Below are 16,263 nucleotides of genomic sequence, written 5' to 3'. Positions count from 1 at the left end.
TACGTCTTACGGGTACGAGGAGAGGGGCAGCGGGGACTTGGCCCTTCTCCTCGAGTCTCGGGGCCTCTTCAGGAGGCTCAGCCCATTTCCTCCAGCGTCTTGCCCTTGGTCTCCTTGACGTACTTGAGCACGAAGGGGATGGAGAGCGCGGCGAAGATCGTGTAGATCACGTAGGTCGCGGAGAGGTTCCAGTCGGCCAGCGACGGGAAGCTCGCGGTGATGGCCCAGTTGGCGATCCACTGCGCGGAGGCGGCGACGCCGAGGGCGGCGGCGCGGATCCGGTTCGGGAACATCTCGCCGAGGAAGACCCAGACCACGACACCCCAGGACAGGGCGAAGAAGAGGACGAAGACATGCGCGGCGATGAGGGCGACCCAGCCCTGCGTCGCCGGCAGCTTGCCGTCCACGAGGTCGTACGAGAAGGCCCAGGCCTCCAGCGCGAGACCGATGGCCATGCCCACGGAGCCGATGAGCGCGAGCGGCCGACGGCCGATCCGGTCGACGAAGATCATGGCGATCACGGTGCCGATGATGTTGATGATCGACGTCGTGAACGAGTAGAAGAACGACTGCGAGGGGTCGACGCCGACCGACTGCCACAGCGTCGAGGAGTAGTAGAACGCGACGTTGATGCCGACGAACTGCTGGAAGACCGAGAGGCCGATGCCGACCCAGACGATCGGCTTGAAGAAGAAGCTGCCGCCGAGCAGGTCCTTGAAGGTCGACTTGTGCTCGCTCTTCATGGCGTGCTCGATCTCGGCGACGCGGGCCGTCAGATCGATCTTGTCGCCCTCGACCTCCTTGAGCACCTCACGGGCGCGGTCTTCCTTGCCCACGGAGATCAGGAAGCGCGGCGACTCGGGGATCGCGAAGGAGAGCAGACCGTAGAGGACGGCCGGGACGACCATGACACCGAGCATGACCTGCCAGGCCTCGACGCCCATCAGCTTGCCGCGCTGGTCGCCGCCGGCGGCGTTCAGGATGCCCCAGTTGACCAGCTGCGAGATGGCGATGCCGACGACGATCGCGGCCTGCTGGAAGGAGCCCAGGCGTCCGCGGTACGCGGCCGGGGAGACCTCGGCGATGTAGGCGGGGCCGATGACGGAGGCCATACCGATGGCGAATCCGCCGATGATGCGCCAGAAGGCGAGGTCCCACAGCGCGAACGGCAGCGCGGAACCGACGGCGCTGACCGTGAAGAGGACGGCGGAGATCTGCATGCATCGGATGCGGCCGATGCGGTCGGCTATGCGGCCCGCGGTCGCGGCGCCGATGGCGCAGCCGATCAGCGCGATGGCGATGACCTGGGCCAGGGTCGCCGAGCCGATGTCGTAGCGGCTTCGGATCGCCTCGACGGCGCCGTTGATCACGGCGCTGTCGTAACCGAACAGGAAGCCGCCCATTGCGGCCGCCGCCGCGATGAAGATGACATGCCCGAGATGTTCGGGGTGAGCCGTCCTGGCTCCTGGTTGGGGCGCCTGCGCGGTGCTGGTCACGTGTAACTCCTCGGGCCACCCGGCCTCGCTGCCGGGGGTGTGGGGGCAAGCCCTTCGGTGGTGGTACCAGTGGCGCACAACTTCGCAGCCCCCACCACCTGAAGGTAAAAGCAACGTTGCAGAGACTATGCCTTCAAGTTTCGAAGTCAACAGTTCAGCAGCTGTGAATTTTCCGCACCCAAGCGGTCATCGCGTGTTCACTACTTGAACTCAACTAGAAGCCCAGGTCACGACCGGTGTGCACTACACGCATCTAGCGGAGCCGCTGGCTGATGACCTTCGACACACCGTCGCCCTGCATGGAGACGCCGTACAGCGCGTCGGCGACCTCCATCGTCCGCTTCTGGTGCGTGATCACGATCAGCTGCGAGGCCTCCTGCAGCTCCTGCATGATCCGGATCAGCCGCTGCAGGTTGGTGTCGTCGAGCGCCGCCTCCACCTCGTCCATGACATAGAACGGACTGGGCCGCGCCTTGAAGATCGACACAAGGAGCGCGACGGCGGTCAGAGACCTCTCCCCACCGGACAGCAGGGACAGCCGCTTCACCTTCTTGCCGGGGGGCCGTGCCTCGACGTCCACGCCCGTGGTGAGCATGTTGTCGGGGTCGGTCAGGATCAGTCGCCCGTCCCCTCCCGGGAACAGCCTGCTGAAGACACCCTCGAACTCGCGCGCGGTGTCCCGGTACGCCTCGGTGAAGACCTGTTCGACGCGTTCGTCGACCTCCTTCACCACCTGCAGCAGATCGGCCCGCGTCTTCTTGAGGTCCTCCAGCTGCTCGCTGAGGAACTTGTGACGCTCCTCCAACGCGGCGAACTCCTCCAACGCCAGCGGATTGACCTTCCCCAGCTGCGCGTAGGCCCGCTCGGCCGACTTGAGACGTCGCTCCTGCTCGGCACGGTGGAAGGGCCGGGGCTGGTTGCGCGGGTGCTCCGGGTCCTCGGGCAGTTCCTCGCCCTCGGCGGGGAGCGAGGGCGGCACGAGCTGGCCGGGACCGTAGTCCGCGACAAGCCCCGCCGGTTCGACACCGAGCTCCTCCAGCGCCTTCGTCTCCAGCTGCTCTATCCGCAGCCGCTTCTCGGCGCCGAGTACCTCGCCGCGGTGAACCGAATCCGTGAGTTTGTCGAGCTCCGCCTTGAGATCGCGGCCTTCGTTGCGCGCGGTGACAAGATCCCGCTCACGGCGGGCCTTGGCCGCGTCGGCGGCGGTGCGCTCCTCCTCGGCCCGGCGCAGCGACACCTCGACGTGCGCCAGGAGTTGCCGCGCTCCGGAGGCGACGGCCTCGGCGACCGCCGCCTCGTGCCGCAGCCGGGCCCGGCGCTGCTCCGCACGCGCGCGTGCCTCACGCTCCGCCCGCGCGGCCCGGTCGAGCCCGTCGGCCCGTCCCGCGAGTCCCTTCACCCGCTCCTCGTGCGTACGCACCTGGAGCCGGGCCTCCATCTCGGTCTGCCGCGCGTTGGCGCCGTCCGCGGCGAGCCGATCCCGTACGGCCGTGTCGGGCTCCTCCTCGACGGGCATCTCCTCGGCCACGGCGAGCCGCTCCGCCAGCTCCTCGGCCTCCTCCACGGCCCGGTCGAGCGCCTCCTGCGCCCGCGCCGCGGCGGCGGTGCTCCGCTCGGCCTCCCCGGCAGCGCCGCGCGCCTGCCCGGCCAGCCGCCCCAACTGCTGTGCCACGGACGACTTCTCACGCTCGGCGGCCCGCCGCCGCTCCCCCAGCTCCTCGACGAGCGCGGCCCGCTCCCCCGCTCCTCGGCGGCCCGGTGCTGCGCCGCGCCGAGTTCCTCGCACCGCACGGCGAGCTCCTCGAGCTCGGCAGCCGCCTCGTCGACGGACGCCTGCACCTCGAGGAGGCTGGGCGCCCCGGCGGACCCCCCGTGCGCGAAGTGCGCTCCGAGCAGGTCCCCCTCCGCGGTGACCGCGGTCACCTCCGGCCGCGCGTAGACCAGGTCCTCGGCGTCCTCGAGAGTGCCCACCACGACGATCCCGCGCAGCAGCCGCCGGACGGCGGGCATGAGCTCGGCGGGACCACGGACGAGGTCGGCGGCGTACGGCGGCCCGGTGGGGGCCGTCCGCGGCGCTACGTCACCGGAGGCGGCGTTCGGAGGCAGAGCCCCGGAGGCTGCCCTTGGGGTCACGTCGTCCAGAGAGGCCACGCCCGCGCCGCCGGATGCGTCACGCCCGTCGGGGTGACCGCCGATGGGCACCGCACCGGAAGCGCTGTCACCCGCCGCCCGGTGCTGGCCGGTGCCGTCGTTGCCCTTGGCCTCGCGTGCCCCCGCGTCCTCCGGAGCCCCGGCCAGCAGCAGGGCCGCGCGGCCGGCGTCCTGCTTGCGCAGCAGGCGGATGGCTTCGGCGGCCGAGGCGGGAGTGGTGACCGCGATGGCGTCCGCCGCGGCGCCGAAGGCGGCGGCGAGCGCGACCTCGTGACCGGGGGTGACGGACAGCAGCTCGGCCGCGGGACCGAGGAGCCCCGTGAGGCGGTCCCTGGACCCCAGGAGCGCCCCCGTGCCGTCCTTGCGGCGCAGACCGAGGGCGAGGGCCTCGTGGCGGGCCTGGGTGGCGGCGCGCCTGCGTTCCGCCGCCGTGGCCGCCTCACGGGCGGCGCTCAGCGCGGCCTCCGCCTCGGACAGCGCCCGCTTGGCCGCCTCGTGGCGCTCCGTCAGTTCCGCGTCGCCCGCGTCCAGGCCGTCGACCTCGGCCTTCAGCTGCTCGTACTCCTCCTGCGCGGCGAACGCCCGCTCCTGGGCCTCGTCCCGGGCGACGGCGAGCCGGTCGATCTCGGCCTGGGCGGAGGCGGCCCGCGAACGGGCGGCGTTGACCTGGCCGTTGAGGCGGGCCAGGCCCTCACGGCGGTCGGCGATGGCGCGGGCCACGTCCTTGAGGCGGCGCTCCTCGACCGCGAGCTCGCGCTCCAGTTCGGCCCGGTGCGCGACCGTGTCCTCCAAGGCGTGCTCCGCCGCCTCCAGGGCCGCTTCGAGCTCGGCCTCCTGTTCACGGATCCGCGCCGCCTCGCGCTCCATGTCCTCGGGGTCGCGCCCGCGCCGCTCCTCGGCGGGCGCCGAAGTGGCGCTTTTCACCCGCGCGTCGGCCAGCGAGATCGTGCCGCGCACCCGCTCGGCGAGCTGCGAGAGCTCGTACCAGGTCTGCTGGGCGCGCTGGAGCCGGGGCGTGAGCTGCCGGACCTCGTCCTCCAGGAGCGCCTCCCGCTGGAGCGCCTTCTTCAGTTCGGCCTCGGCGCTTTCCTTGCGTTCCTTGAGCGCGGCCTCGTCGGCGATCTCGGACTGGAGCGCCTGCCGCAGTCGTACGAGATCGTCGGCGAGGAGGCGCAGGCGGGCGTCGCGCAGGTCGGCCTGGATGACGGCGGCGCGACGGGCGACGGCGGCCTGGCGGCCCAGTGGCTTGAGCTGGCGGCGCAGTTCGTCGGTGAGATCCTGGACGCGGGCCAGGTTCGCCTGCATCGCGTCCAGTTTCCGCAGCGCCTTCTCCTTGCGCTTGCGGTGCTTGAGGACGCCCGCCGCCTCCTCGATGAACGCGCGGCGGCCCATCGGGTCGGCGTGCAGGACGGAGTCGAGCTGGCCCTGCCCGACGATGACGTGCATCTCGCGGCCGATGCCGGAGTCGGACAGCAGTTCCTGGATGTCGAGGAGACGGCAGGTGTCACCGTTGATCTGGTACTCGCTGCCGCCGTTGCGGAACATGATCCGCGTGATGGTGACCTCGGCGTACTCGATGGGCAGCGCCCCGTCGGAGTTGTCGATGGTCAGGGACACCTCGGCCCGGCCGAGCGGCGGCCGCCCGGTGGTGCCGGCGAAGATGACGTCCTCCATCTTGCCGCCGCGCAGCGACTTGGCCCCCTGCTCACCCATGACCCAGCTCAGGGCGTCCACGACATTGGACTTGCCCGAACCATTGGGGCCCACGACACAGGTGATGCCCGGCTCGAACCGCAGCGTGGTCGCCGAGGCGAACGACTTGAACCCGCGCAGGGTCAGGGCCTTGAGGTGCACGCCGCCGGACTCTACCTTTCGGGCCGGTCTCACTCCATGAACCCGCGGTTTCACCCATGAACGTGCAGGGCACACCAGACGTTAAAGAGAGCGGGAGGGCACACGGGGGAAGAAGAAGGGACGCCGAAGAGGCGTCCCTTGCAATTCTGACAGCTGACAACTTAGCGGTTGACACGGGCAGCCCAACCACTGCTGTCGTAGTGCGGTGCAGTGATCAGGTGAGCGCAGGCTCCGCCTGGGGTACGTCGATGCTCTCGAGAAGCGAGTCGTGAGAAGCGGCAGCCGCGAGCGCGTCGTTCTCGGCCTGAATCCGTACGAGCTCGGATTCGAGGTCCTGTACACGCTGCTGGAGCCGTCGCATCTCGGCGATGAGTCGCGGGTCGGAACCGCCGACGTAACCGAGAAGCGCCTTTGCCATGATGGATGGTCCTCCACACTGAGTGACCGACCGAAGCGGTGTGGGTCGTGAGGGAATCGCACCCGCGATGCTTGACACTTACTAAATTTTTGCTGCGGTTCCACATGCCAAACAGCTAAGGTGCGCGGGGCTTTCAGCGTCTCACCAAAAAGTTTGACGGTCAACACGATCACGCCCCGTATTGGCGGGCAACCCGCTGTCGCGCGGCCCTTCGGACGGCTGCGCTGCGACTCCTGCAAGACCCGGGGGGCGTGGAGATCATCCTTCTCTGCGGAGCCTGCCACGCTGAGCCGTTCTTGGCAACCACCAGGTCATTTCTGCTTCTGGCAGGTGCCGGTGGCATGCCATACCGCTTCCGCCAGGGCCGTTGCGCACGTCGCCGTCACCGGATCGCGAAGCCGTCGTAGATCCCTCGGGGCGTGTCCCAGATCTCAGTGACTCCGTCCACACGCCCGGGTGTGTCGTCCCCCTGGAGCCAGTCGAGCAGACCCTGGCATCCGGCCCGGGTTCCTTCCGCGACCACTTGGACCCGTCCGTCGTCCAGATTGAGAGCAAAGCCACTCAGGCCGCCGATCTCCAGCGCCTTGGCCCGCGTGAACCAGCGGAAACCCACACCTTGGACACGTCCGCGCACCCAGACGACCAGCCGCACAACCTCGTTCATGGGTGCACGCTAACCGGACAAAGTCTCTCGCAGCACTTCCTCCCCTCCCGCCATGCGGTACCGTCCCGACCCAAATGAGTCTCATATGAAACTCACTCTTTCGAGTGAGGGACGCTGACCAAGAACGAGGAAGGCCAGGAGATGGGACGCCACGGACGCTCCGCCGTCGGCCGCGCCGCCACGGGCCGCGCCACGGGGGTTACGGAGAACCACGGACCCCTTACGGAAAGTTACGGCCCGGAGAACCTGTACGGCTACGCCGCCGTCGCCGACCTCCCGCCGACCGCCGCCGCCCGCTCGCACCGCAAGCGGAAGACCGCGACGCCGGTACGCACCGGTCTGCTCGGCGTCTCCGCGGCCGTGGCACTGGGCACCGTGGCCGTCGCTTCCGGCGTGGTGCCCGGCACCGAGAACTACTCGCTCGGTGGTGGCAGCAACAACTCCGACAGCGTGCAGGCCGTGGGGTCCCCGTCCAGCCAGGAGACCCAGCAGGGCGGTACGTCGGGAAGCGCGAGCGCGGACGGCCGCGAGGGCACCTCGACGAGCCGTGACGCCGACCGTTCCGCGTCGCCCTCGGCTTCCGCACCGGCGTCGACCGCTCCCGTGACCTCGCCGGCCGCGCCGACGACGGCGCCGTCCCAGGCTCCCACCACCACCAAGCCGGGCAAGTCCGCCAACGGGAACAAGCCCGCGACTCCGCCCGGTCAGGCCTCGAAGACCAAGGCGCCCAAGACCACCGCCCCGGTCGACGTCTCCGCCGTAACGGCGGCCGAGACCGAGGTGCTCAAGCTGGTCAACGACGAGCGGGCCAAGGTCGGCTGCAGTCCGGTGGCGGCGAACAGCGCTCTGTCCGACCTCGCCCAGGCCTTCAGCGAGGACATGGCCGCGCGCGACTTCTTCGACCACACCGACCCGAGCGGGCTCAGCCCCTGGGACCGGGCGGCCAAGGCCGGGATAACCAGCCTCGGCGGCGAGAACATAGCCCGCGGCCAGGCCGACGCCGCCGCCGTCATGGAGGCCTGGATGAACAGCCCCGGCCACCGCGCCAACATTCTCAACTGCGACTTCAAGACCCTGGGCGTGGGTGTGCACCTCGGCACCGGCGGCCCCTGGTGGACGCAGGACTTCGGCTACTGAGATAGCCGCAGGTCAGCGCCTTATTCACTGCCCTGGGCCGTCTCGGGGCCGTCATCCGCAGGTTCACCGTCTCTGAAGACACGATCGACGGCGGCCCGGGTACGGGTCTCGCTCGACGGCATCAGGTGCGTGTACGTACGCAGCGTGAAGCCGGGATCATGGTGTCCCAGGTACTCGCTGAGCGCCTTGATGCTCTCCCCCGCATCAAGCCCCGGCTGCGCTCCGCTCCGCCGGGCGCGCTCCCGGCTCCGCTGCGGGCGCCGCTCCTGCCTTCGGCCCGCTCCGCCCGCGCTGCGCCGACGCGCGCCCTGGAGAGGGTTGGCCGGCGGCATGAGGTCAGAACCCATCGTGGCTGGGGCGGTCGGCTCCACGACTTTAGGCAGCCACCATGGGGCGAGCCTCGAAGATCATGGCCCCAACGTCGTGCTTTACCGGGCAGCTCAGGAGACTGCCCGACTCGCGATGAGCTTACGGGGCCATGATCACTCGCCCCATGGCAGCTCCCGCCCAAAGTCGCTCCACCAACCGCGTGATCATGTTCCGGCTCTAGATCGTCCGCCCAGTCGGCGGTACCTTGCCACCATGACTCACAACCGAAAGGGCAATGCCGCGTAGGCGCCCATCCGCCGTACGGGACGACCTCCCCGTGCGCATCTCCAGCCACTACTTCCGCTACCCGTATCCGCCGATCAACAGGCTGTCCGGGGCATGCGTAGCTCACATCCGCAGGCTTGAAAGCAGACGTTTCTGGCCAGACGACACGGCCAAAGCCTTTTGGCATTGGGCCGCCTTGGCACACGGCCCGCTGAAGAGGATGGCTGATCCCTTCACTTCCACCAGGTGCGGCATCCCTGAGTGCGGCTGCGATCCGGGCTACTCCCGCGATCACCTCGAAGCGATCATGCATGCCTTGCCCAAGAAGTCAGCACGCGAGCTACGCACGCTTGTCTGGGATCTCGACTCCAAGATCCTCAGACGAGCCAAAGTCATCCATGCCTATTCACCCGACGTTCCGTGGTGGCGAGATCAGCTATAGGTACCTGCCGAGGTTGCTCGTGCCCCATCCGTGCCCGATCGTGCGGGGTACCGCGGGGAACCACGGCGGCAAGCGGGCGCCGAGCAGCGCAACGGCCCCTGACCATTCGACTGGTCAGGGGCCGTTCACCTGCGGTGGGTGTGGGATTTGAACCCACGGTGACTCGCGCCACGACGGTTTTCAAGCCTGTTGCGGCGGTGGGACGTTACTGATTCGATCCTCGAATGGCAGAGATCAAGGAGCCCTGGGGGCTCAGCGTGCTCGGTGCAGGGAACGTGTCGGCGGAGCCCCGGCTCGCCCAGGCGAAACTTGCGGTTGACCTCGTGGCACCGACACCCAAAGAAGCCTTTGAACAGGCTGGAGCAGCAGTTGTCAGGCTGCGTACTGTGCTGCGAGAGCATGGAATACCCGACTCCGACGTATCCGGATCACGCCTCGTCCTCAAGTCGGAATTCAAGGGCTACGGCGCGGACCGGACGTTCCTGGGCTATCGCTGCGAGGCGACGTACACCGTGCAGACTGAAGCCCTTGATCGGCTCGAACTTCTGATAGAGGACGCCGTCCGGGCTGGCGCCAACCGCGTCGACGAGGTGCACTTCGACGTGCTTGACAAGCCCGCGCTCCGGGACGAAGCCCGCCGCAGGGCAGTCGGGGCTGCACGACGCAAGGCTGAGGTCTACGCGGATGCCTGCGGTGTGCGGCTTGGCCCTGTAGTGCATATTCAGGACGTTGACCCGGAGTCGGTCGGGCTACGCAGTCATGGGAGTCGCCTTGGAGGCGATCCTGAATCTGACGGTGTCTTCGCTCCTGGGTCGGTACGCGTCGAGGCCGCTGTGTTGCTCGGATTCAGCTTGCTACCCGACTAGGATCTTTCGAACCGATGCTCCAGGCCGACGCGAAGAGCCACGCCCGCGAAGACCGCGCATGGCGGCTGACACCAACGGCTGACACCAACGAGCGCGAACAGCAGCGGTCGGCGCCGGACCTCAGTGGACGATCGACCGAGGCGCAGGCCCGGTGGGTTGACGTCGACAGACCCCTGTGATGGACCTGATAAAGATGAGGCCAGACCTCAAAGGCTGGGACCACGCGGGGTGTCACCATCAACCGATGGGCGAAGCCCCGCCAGCCTTGACCTACTCTGGTCGCCCTGATCGGATGCTCCCATGGCCACGGACCCGAGCGAGTACGACAAGGCGATGCCGATCGTGGCGGCCCACCTGGCGAAGATCGAGCGGGCAGTCAGCCGGACCCGTTCCTCTCACGCCGGACAGTTGTACACAACCGTCAGGGAAGCCCTCGTGCAGGCACTGCGGGATGAAAATGCCGAAAGAGTCGTCCCTCAGGTCGTCGACGAGTTCGCCCGGCGGATCTCTGAGGAGCCAGACGCGCTCCCGTTCTGACATCCACACCTGACATCAACGACGGCGGACAGCAGCAGCCACGAGCGGCCCGTGGGAAGACCCGGCGCGGTGAGGTTGTGCTGTACAGCAGCGAAGTACAGCAACCACCGCGTTCCCGACCGACCACCACCGACCCCAGACGACCGATTGACGTGCCCGAGAGACCTCAGCGACCGCCCCGCCCATAGTTCGCATCTAGGGGCAGCAAATGCGTAAGGCCTTCAGCCGCGACAGGCGGAGCCATTGGGACCCTACGGCGAGTGGTTCAGCGGGTCGCAGCGCCGTACACCAGCATGGCCAGACCGACCACGAGGGCAGCGGCGCCTTGTGCCTGGCCTGCCCGAAAGGACCATGGGCCCTCCTCCTGGTTCACCTTCCATCTCCTGCGCCGAGCAAGGAACGCAAAGACCAGCACCAGCGTGCCGATGACGAGGAAGCCCAAGCCTCCGGCTATCGGGTCGTCGTTGATCTGCGGGGCAGAGGAGAGAAGCACGCCGCTAAAGGTAAGCCAACCCGAGCCCTACCCCTCAGCCACCCTGCTCAGGCCGCGGGCAGTGCCGGGCCGTCTCCGGGCCGTCCGAGGGTGCTCAACGACGACCAACGCTGACAACCGCCGACAGCTAAGTCGCAGGTCGCAGCGTTGATCGATTACGCGGCCGCAGGTCAGAGACCCGGCCCTTCACTTCTTCGGCTACTAGCCGACGGCCCGCCCCTCACGACACGACGAAGCCGCGCCCCTCGCTGAACGATGGGGGCGCGGCTTTGTCGTGCGGGCGTGTGGGCCTGTGCCGACGTGTGGGCGTGCCGGCGGCTTCGTCGTGTGTGCGTGGTGCGGGCGCGCAAAGGCTTGCGTAAACGCTTACGCAAGCCTTTGCGCTAACGTCGGCACGGGCTCACTCAGGCCCTTGCGCGACCGTTTCCACCGCGCGGCGCGCAACCGTTTACGCGAGCGCTTACGCAAACGATTGCGTAAGCGTTTACGCCGCCGCCCCGGCCACCGCCGCGCGTCCCAGCGCGACCACCCGCGCCGCCTCCGCGACCCGGCGCCCGAGGTGCTCCGCCGTGGCGATGTCGGCCTTGTGAACCGTCTCCGGACCCTCGTCGACATTGGTCTGGGCGGCGGCGCCGGCGAAGACGCCGAGGCGGTTGAGGTCGTGCTCGGAGGCCGAGGAGCTGTTCCAGCCCGGGTGCAGGCCGAGGTTGACCCAGTTCATGCCGTGCTGGGCGGCCAGGATCTGGAAGAACTGCAGGGTGTGCAGCTTGTCGCCGCTCTTGGAGCCGGAGTTGGTGAATCCGGCGGCGAGCTTGTCGCGCCAGTCCTGTCCGAACCAGCGCTTCGAGGACGCCTCGGCGAAGACGTGGAAGGCGCCGGAAGCGGTGCCCATGTAGGTGGGCGAGCCGAACACGATCGCGTCCGAGGCGTCGAGCAGTTCCCACTGAGCGTCGGTGATCTCGTCGACGTTGATCAGGTGCGTCTGCGCACCGGCCTCGACGGCACCGGAGCGAACGGCCTCGGCGAGGACGGCGGTGTGGCCGTAGCCGGAGTGGTAGGCGATGGAAACGACAGGGGTATTCGGGGTGCTCACGGTGGGGACTCCTCCAGGTGGTGACAACGAACCAAAGGAAAGCACTAACTTCTAGTTAGTGCAACCCTCTGGTTAGCGCTGCGTCGGAGTATGGTGAGCGCATGGAACCCAGCGTGCAGACCGCCGAGCGCGGTGAGTGTCAGGATCTGCCGTACAACGTGTTCGCACGCAGCTGCCCGTCCCGGGGCACGCTGGAGCACGTCACCGGACGCTGGGGATCACTCACGCTCGGAGCGCTGCACGAGGGCACGTTCCGCTTCAACGAGCTGCGGCGCAGGGTCGACGGCGTCAGCGAGAAGATGCTCTCCCAGACACTGCACGCGCTGGAGCGCGACGGCCTGGTGCACCGCGAGGCACAGCCCACGAACCCCCCGCGCGTCGACTACACCCTCACCCCGCTCGGTCGCGAGGTCTCCACGCGCCTGCTGACCCTCATCCACTTCGTCGAGGGCCGCATGGACGATGTTCTGGAGGCCCGCGAGCGCTACGACGAGACCCGCGCGGCTACGGAGTGACGCGCGGCGGGCGCTGGCAGCGTGGGCAGAAGTAGCTGGACCGGTTCATCCAGGCACGCCGTCGCATCGGCGTCCCGCACCGGCGACAGGGCTCGCCCTCGCGGCCGTACGCGTCGAGCGAGCGATCGAAGTAGCCGGACTCGCCGTTGACGTTGACGTACAGGCTGTCGAAGCTGGTGCCGCCGACGGCGAGGGCCTCGTTCATGACGTCGCGGATGTGTCCGAGGAGTTCGGCGGTGCGCGGCCGGGTGAAGCCGGCCACGGGGCGTTCGTAGTGCAGTTTTGCGCGCCAGAGCGCCTCGTCCGCGTAGATGTTGCCGACCCCGCTGATCAGCGACTGGTCGAGCAGGGCGCGCTTGATCGTCGTACGCCGGGCGCGCAGGGCCGTGTGGAAGGCCGCGTCGTCGAAGAGGGGGTCCAGCGGGTCGCGGGCGATGTGCGCGATGACGTCCGGCAGACCGTCCGGGGTGTTCTCGTGGAGGGAGAGCCCGCCGAAGGTGCGCTGGTCGACGAAGCGCAGCTCGGTGCCCTCCGCCCCGGCGGGGGCGGGCGTCCGGGTGTCGTCGAAGCGGATGCGGATGCGCAGGTGCTTCTCGTCCGGGGCGTCCTGTGGCTGCACCAGGAGCTGGCCGCTCATGCCGAGGTGCGCGAGGACGGAGAACGGGGAGTCGTCGAGGGGCAGCCAGAGGTACTTGCCGCGGCGCATGGCCGGTCCTACGCGGTGGCCCTCGAGCGCCTTCGCGAACCCCTCGGGTCCGGCGAGATGCCGCCGTACGGCGCGCGGGTGCCGTACCTCGACCGAGGTCACGGTCCGCCCGCTCACCCACCGCGCCAGGCCGCGCCGCACGACTTCGACCTCGGGCAACTCGGGCACGGGACTCCTCCGGAGGGGCGGGCGCGGGAACGACGCCCGAAGATTACCTCGTGCGCGTGTCACCCGGACGGAGCCCAGGACGCACGGACACCACACACACGTCAGGCCCCTGTCGCGGCGCGGACGCTGCGACAGGGGCCTGATGCTTACGAAGGTGCTGTTCGAAGGTGCTACGAAGGAATCAGGCCGTGGCCGAGTCGCTCGTCGGAGCCGAGGGGGCGTCGGTGGTCCCCTCGGCGGCCTGGGCAGCCTGCTCGGCGGCCTGAGCCGCTTCCTCGGCGGCCTGGGCCGACTTCGCGCGTTCGTCCGCGGCGGCGCGGATGGCACGCCACGCGGACTCCGCGGCCTGCTGCTCCGCTTCCTTCTTGCTGCGGCCGGTGCCGGTGCCGTACGAGACGCCTCCGACGCGGGCGGCAGCAGTAAAGGTCTTCTCGTGGTCCGGGCCGGTCTCCGAGACCAGGTACTCGGGAACGCCGAGCCCCTCGGTCGCGGTGAGTTCCTGGAGACTGGTCTTCCAGTCCAGGCCCGCTCCCAGATTCGAGGACTTCTCGATCAGTGGGTCGAAGAGCCGGTGGACGAGTTCGCCCGCCGCGTCCAGACCCTGGTCGAGATAGACCGCGCCGATCACCGCTTCAAGGGTGTCGGCGAGGATGGATGCCTTGTCCCGGCCTCCCGTGCCTTCCTCGCCCCGGCCGAGCCGGATGAAGAGGCCGAGTTCGAGGCCGCGGCCCACTTCCGCCAGCGCACGCGAGTTGACCACCGCGGCCCGCAACTTGGCCAGCTGGCCTTCGGGCAGGTCGGGGTGGGTGCGGTACAGCGTGTCCGTGACCACGAGGCCGAGCACGGAGTCCCCGAGGAACTCCAGGCGCTCGTTGGTCGGCAGACCGCCGTTCTCGTACGCGTAGGAACGGTGGGTCAGCGCACGCACCAGAAGGGCGGACTCGAGCTTGTACCCGAGCCGCCCTTCCAGAAGCGTGTGGGACGAGGCTGTGTTGTCCGCCTTTTTCTTGGCGTTTGGGTCCGCCTTGGCGTCAGACATCAGACCTCTCACCAGCCGCTCAGACCTCGAGGACCTGGCGCTTGTTGTAGGTGCCACAAGCAGGGCACGCGATGTGCTGCAGCTTGGGCTCGTGGCAGCGCTCGCACGCAACCAGGGTGGGGACCGCAGCCTTCCACTGCGACCGGCGGTGGCGCGTGTTGCTGCGCGACATCTTCCGCTTCGGAACAGCCACGGCTACTTCTCCTGCTTCTCGTCGACGCCCGCTTCGGCGCCGCTCATCTCGTCCTTCTCGCCATCTTCAAGTGAACCGGCGAGTCCCTGCAGTGCCGCCCAACGGATGTCGACGGCGTCGTGGTGGTGGTCCGGGTCGTCCGCGAGCCGGGCTCCGCACTCGGAGCACAGGCCGGGGCAGTCGTCCTGGCACACCGGCTGCATCGGCAGTGCGAGCACCACCGCATCACGCAGCACGGGTTCGAGGTCGAACAGGCCGTCCTCGATGAAGAGCCTGTCCTCGTCTTCCTCGGCGTCGTCGGCCGGCTCCGCTTTCACACGGCCCCGGTCGTCGGCGTCAGGGTACGAGAACATCTCCTGGAATTCCGCTTCGAGCTGCTGCTCGAGCGGCTCCAGACACCTTACGCACTCCCCCTTGACCCGTGCACGGGCGGTGCCTGTGACAAGCACCCCTTCCATGACCGACTCAAGGCGGAGTTCGAGCTCCACCGGGGCGCCTTCCGGCACTCCGATGACTCCTTGGATCCCGAGATCCTTGGGGGCGTCGATCGTGCGGGTCAAGCGCTGCAGTGCACCAGGACGCCGCCCCAGCTCGTGTGTGTCGAACACAAGAGGGTTGCGGTGGTCGAGGTGGGTGTTCAGAGCCATTCCTGCTTTCGATCTTCGAAGCTCAAGGGGATGCCACCCCTGGAGTTCCGTGGGCAGCGTTGATCGCGGACGTACACGCGACCGAAGAGCCAGGATACTGGACCTTTCGCTCTCGGCCCAATCCGGTGCCCAGCCGATGCCCGGACCGTGTCCGTCCGGCGTTCGTACGGGGTCAGCGGCCCTGTTCGTACGCCCGCAGCTGCTCGGCGCTGATCATGGTGGTGTCGAAGAGGCTGGTCTCGTCCAGGGCGTTCGCCATCGGGTTCAGGGCCCCCGGTTGCTGCTGCGGATAGTCCTGCTGCCCGCTCTGGTCGTACGCCGTCTGCTGGTCGTAGCCCTGCTGCTGCGGGTAGGCGGCGTACGGGTCGGCCTGCTGGTAGCCGTACGCGTCCTGCTGGGCGTACTGCTGCTGATAGCCGTAGGGGTCGGGCTGCTGCTGGTACGCGTAGGCGTCCTGCTGCTGACCGTAGTTCGGCTGGGCCGGCACCTCAGGGGTCTGCGCGGGCCGCTCGGGGGTCTCCGAGAGCTCGGCGAGGCCGGCCAGGTAGTCGGAGTCGCTGGTGTGGTGGCCGGGCGTCCCGTCCTCCGCGAAGGTGCCCAGCTCGCCCAGGTCGTCGCTGGCGATACGGCCGTGCAGCTTCTGGCGCCCCTTGCCGACGGCCTCCAGGGTCTTGGCGAGGACCGCCTCGAAGGCGCCGAGCTTGACGTCCACGTACGCGTCGGCGTCCCGGCGCAGGGTCTCCGGGTCGTGGCTGCGCTCGGGGGCGTCCTCGTCCTCGTAGCCCTGCTCGTCGGTGCCGGGGCCGGTGCCGAGGAGCTTCTCGCGGCCACGGCCGACGGAGCCCAGGGTCTTGGTGAGGACGACCTCGAAGTTGGCGAGCTTGGAGTCGACGTAGTCGTCGGCCTCCGCACGGATCTCCTCGGCCTCCTGGCGGGCCTCGGCGAGGATGCGGTCCGCCTCGTTCTGGGAGCGGCGGGCGACCTCGGTGTCGGAGATCAGGGAGCCGCGCTGGGCGTGCGCCGACTCGATGATCCGCTCGGCCTCCTGGCGGGCCTGCTCGACCATCTGCTCGCGGCCGCCGATCAGCTCCTCGGCCTGCGCGAGGGAGCCGGGCAGCGCCTGGCGCACCTCTTCGAGCATCGAGAGCAGCTCGGCGCGGTTGACCACGCACGAGGCCGACATGGGCATCGAACGGGCGCTGCCGACCGCCGCGACGATCTCATCGAGCTTCTTCTGCACGTCCACCGTG

At 68.8% G+C, this 16,263-nt stretch carries 15 protein-coding genes and 2 pseudogenes; 5 read left to right on the top strand and 12 right to left on the bottom strand.

What is annotated here, in order from left to right; translation table 11 throughout:
• Window positions 1-77: 77 nt before the first annotated feature.
• The 4 genes and pseudogenes from AAFF41_RS33360 to AAFF41_RS33345 form a co-directional block, all read right to left on the bottom strand.
• On the bottom strand, window positions 78-1,496 hold the full coding sequence (locus AAFF41_RS33360) for a sugar porter family MFS transporter (RefSeq protein ID WP_319747190.1): 1,419 nt from the start codon (window positions 1,494-1,496) through the stop codon (window positions 78-80).
• A gap of 253 nt (window positions 1,497-1,749) precedes the next feature.
• Window positions 1,750-5,501 (bottom strand): annotated as a pseudogene (locus AAFF41_RS33355) (AAA family ATPase).
• A 214-nt stretch (window positions 5,502-5,715) separates the two neighbouring features.
• A complete protein-coding gene (locus AAFF41_RS33350; protein ID WP_028802434.1) occupies window positions 5,716-5,919 on the bottom strand; it encodes a hypothetical protein in 204 nt (67 codons plus the stop codon).
• A gap of 382 nt (window positions 5,920-6,301) precedes the next feature.
• Complete coding sequence (locus AAFF41_RS33345; RefSeq protein WP_054235378.1) at window positions 6,302-6,583, bottom strand: acylphosphatase; 282 nt, start codon at window positions 6,581-6,583, stop codon at window positions 6,302-6,304.
• A gap of 141 nt (window positions 6,584-6,724) precedes the next feature.
• Here AAFF41_RS33345 and AAFF41_RS33340 point away from each other — a divergent pair, with 141 nt between their 5' ends.
• Window positions 6,725-7,720, top strand: coding sequence for a CAP domain-containing protein (locus AAFF41_RS33340; RefSeq protein WP_319747187.1), 996 nt, complete (start codon window positions 6,725-6,727; stop codon window positions 7,718-7,720).
• Window positions 7,721-7,740: 20 nt separating this feature from the next.
• Here AAFF41_RS33340 and AAFF41_RS52175 read toward each other — a convergent pair.
• Window positions 7,741-7,929, bottom strand: a pseudogene (locus AAFF41_RS52175) (site-specific integrase); the annotation flags it as partial.
• 437 nt (window positions 7,930-8,366) lie between these two features.
• Here AAFF41_RS52175 and AAFF41_RS33330 point away from each other — a divergent pair.
• From AAFF41_RS33330 to AAFF41_RS33320, 3 genes are all read left to right on the top strand, one after another.
• Complete coding sequence (locus AAFF41_RS33330; RefSeq protein ID WP_343325102.1) at window positions 8,367-8,756, top strand: hypothetical protein; 390 nt, start codon at window positions 8,367-8,369, stop codon at window positions 8,754-8,756.
• Between the two features lie 224 nt (window positions 8,757-8,980).
• Complete coding sequence (locus tag AAFF41_RS33325; RefSeq protein ID WP_343325101.1) at window positions 8,981-9,622, top strand: SIMPL domain-containing protein; 642 nt, start codon at window positions 8,981-8,983, stop codon at window positions 9,620-9,622.
• 300 nt (window positions 9,623-9,922) lie between these two features.
• Complete coding sequence (locus AAFF41_RS33320) at window positions 9,923-10,159, top strand: hypothetical protein (RefSeq protein WP_316733527.1); 237 nt, start codon at window positions 9,923-9,925, stop codon at window positions 10,157-10,159.
• A 265-nt stretch (window positions 10,160-10,424) separates the two neighbouring features.
• On the opposite strand, the gene AAFF41_RS33315 is transcribed toward AAFF41_RS33320, so the two are convergent.
• Window positions 10,425-10,652, bottom strand: coding sequence for a hypothetical protein (locus AAFF41_RS33315; protein WP_343325100.1), 228 nt, complete (start codon window positions 10,650-10,652; stop codon window positions 10,425-10,427).
• Between the two features lie 484 nt (window positions 10,653-11,136).
• Window positions 11,137-11,745 carry a flavodoxin family protein gene (locus AAFF41_RS33310; protein ID WP_319747185.1) on the bottom strand — a complete coding sequence of 203 codons (609 nt, stop codon included), beginning with the start codon at window positions 11,743-11,745 and terminating at the stop codon, window positions 11,137-11,139.
• Window positions 11,746-11,846: 101 nt separating this feature from the next.
• Between AAFF41_RS33310 and AAFF41_RS33305 the strand changes: the two genes are divergently transcribed.
• Window positions 11,847-12,260 carry a winged helix-turn-helix transcriptional regulator gene (locus AAFF41_RS33305; RefSeq protein WP_097286392.1) on the top strand — a complete coding sequence of 138 codons (414 nt, stop codon included), beginning with the start codon at window positions 11,847-11,849 and terminating at the stop codon, window positions 12,258-12,260.
• Here the strand turns inward: AAFF41_RS33305 and mutM are convergent.
• The 5 genes from mutM to AAFF41_RS33280 form a co-directional block, all read right to left on the bottom strand.
• On the bottom strand, window positions 12,250-13,134 hold the full coding sequence (mutM, locus tag AAFF41_RS33300; RefSeq protein ID WP_319747183.1) for a bifunctional DNA-formamidopyrimidine glycosylase/DNA-(apurinic or apyrimidinic site) lyase: 885 nt from the start codon (window positions 13,132-13,134) through the stop codon (window positions 12,250-12,252). The genes AAFF41_RS33305 and mutM overlap by 11 nt on opposite strands.
• A gap of 181 nt (window positions 13,135-13,315) precedes the next feature.
• Window positions 13,316-14,173: a ribonuclease III gene (gene rnc, locus AAFF41_RS33295; protein ID WP_060895408.1), complete on the bottom strand. Its 858-nt coding sequence runs from the start codon at window positions 14,171-14,173 to the stop codon at window positions 13,316-13,318.
• Window positions 14,174-14,192: 19 nt separating this feature from the next.
• Entirely contained in the window at window positions 14,193-14,366 is a 174-nt protein-coding gene (rpmF, locus tag AAFF41_RS33290) for a 50S ribosomal protein L32 (protein ID WP_006139588.1), read from the bottom strand.
• 2 nt (window positions 14,367-14,368) lie between these two features.
• On the bottom strand, window positions 14,369-15,013 hold the full coding sequence (locus tag AAFF41_RS33285) for a YceD family protein (protein WP_319747181.1): 645 nt from the start codon (window positions 15,011-15,013) through the stop codon (window positions 14,369-14,371).
• A 172-nt stretch (window positions 15,014-15,185) separates the two neighbouring features.
• Window positions 15,186-16,259: a F0F1 ATP synthase subunit B gene (locus AAFF41_RS33280; RefSeq protein WP_319747179.1), complete on the bottom strand. Its 1,074-nt coding sequence runs from the start codon at window positions 16,257-16,259 to the stop codon at window positions 15,186-15,188.
• Between the last annotated feature and the right edge of the window lie 4 nt (window positions 16,260-16,263).

This window comes from Streptomyces mirabilis (assembly GCF_039503195.1).
Lineage (GTDB): Bacteria > Actinomycetota > Actinomycetes > Streptomycetales > Streptomycetaceae > Streptomyces > Streptomyces mirabilis_D.
This window is presented reverse-complemented; position numbering and strand designations above follow the sequence as displayed.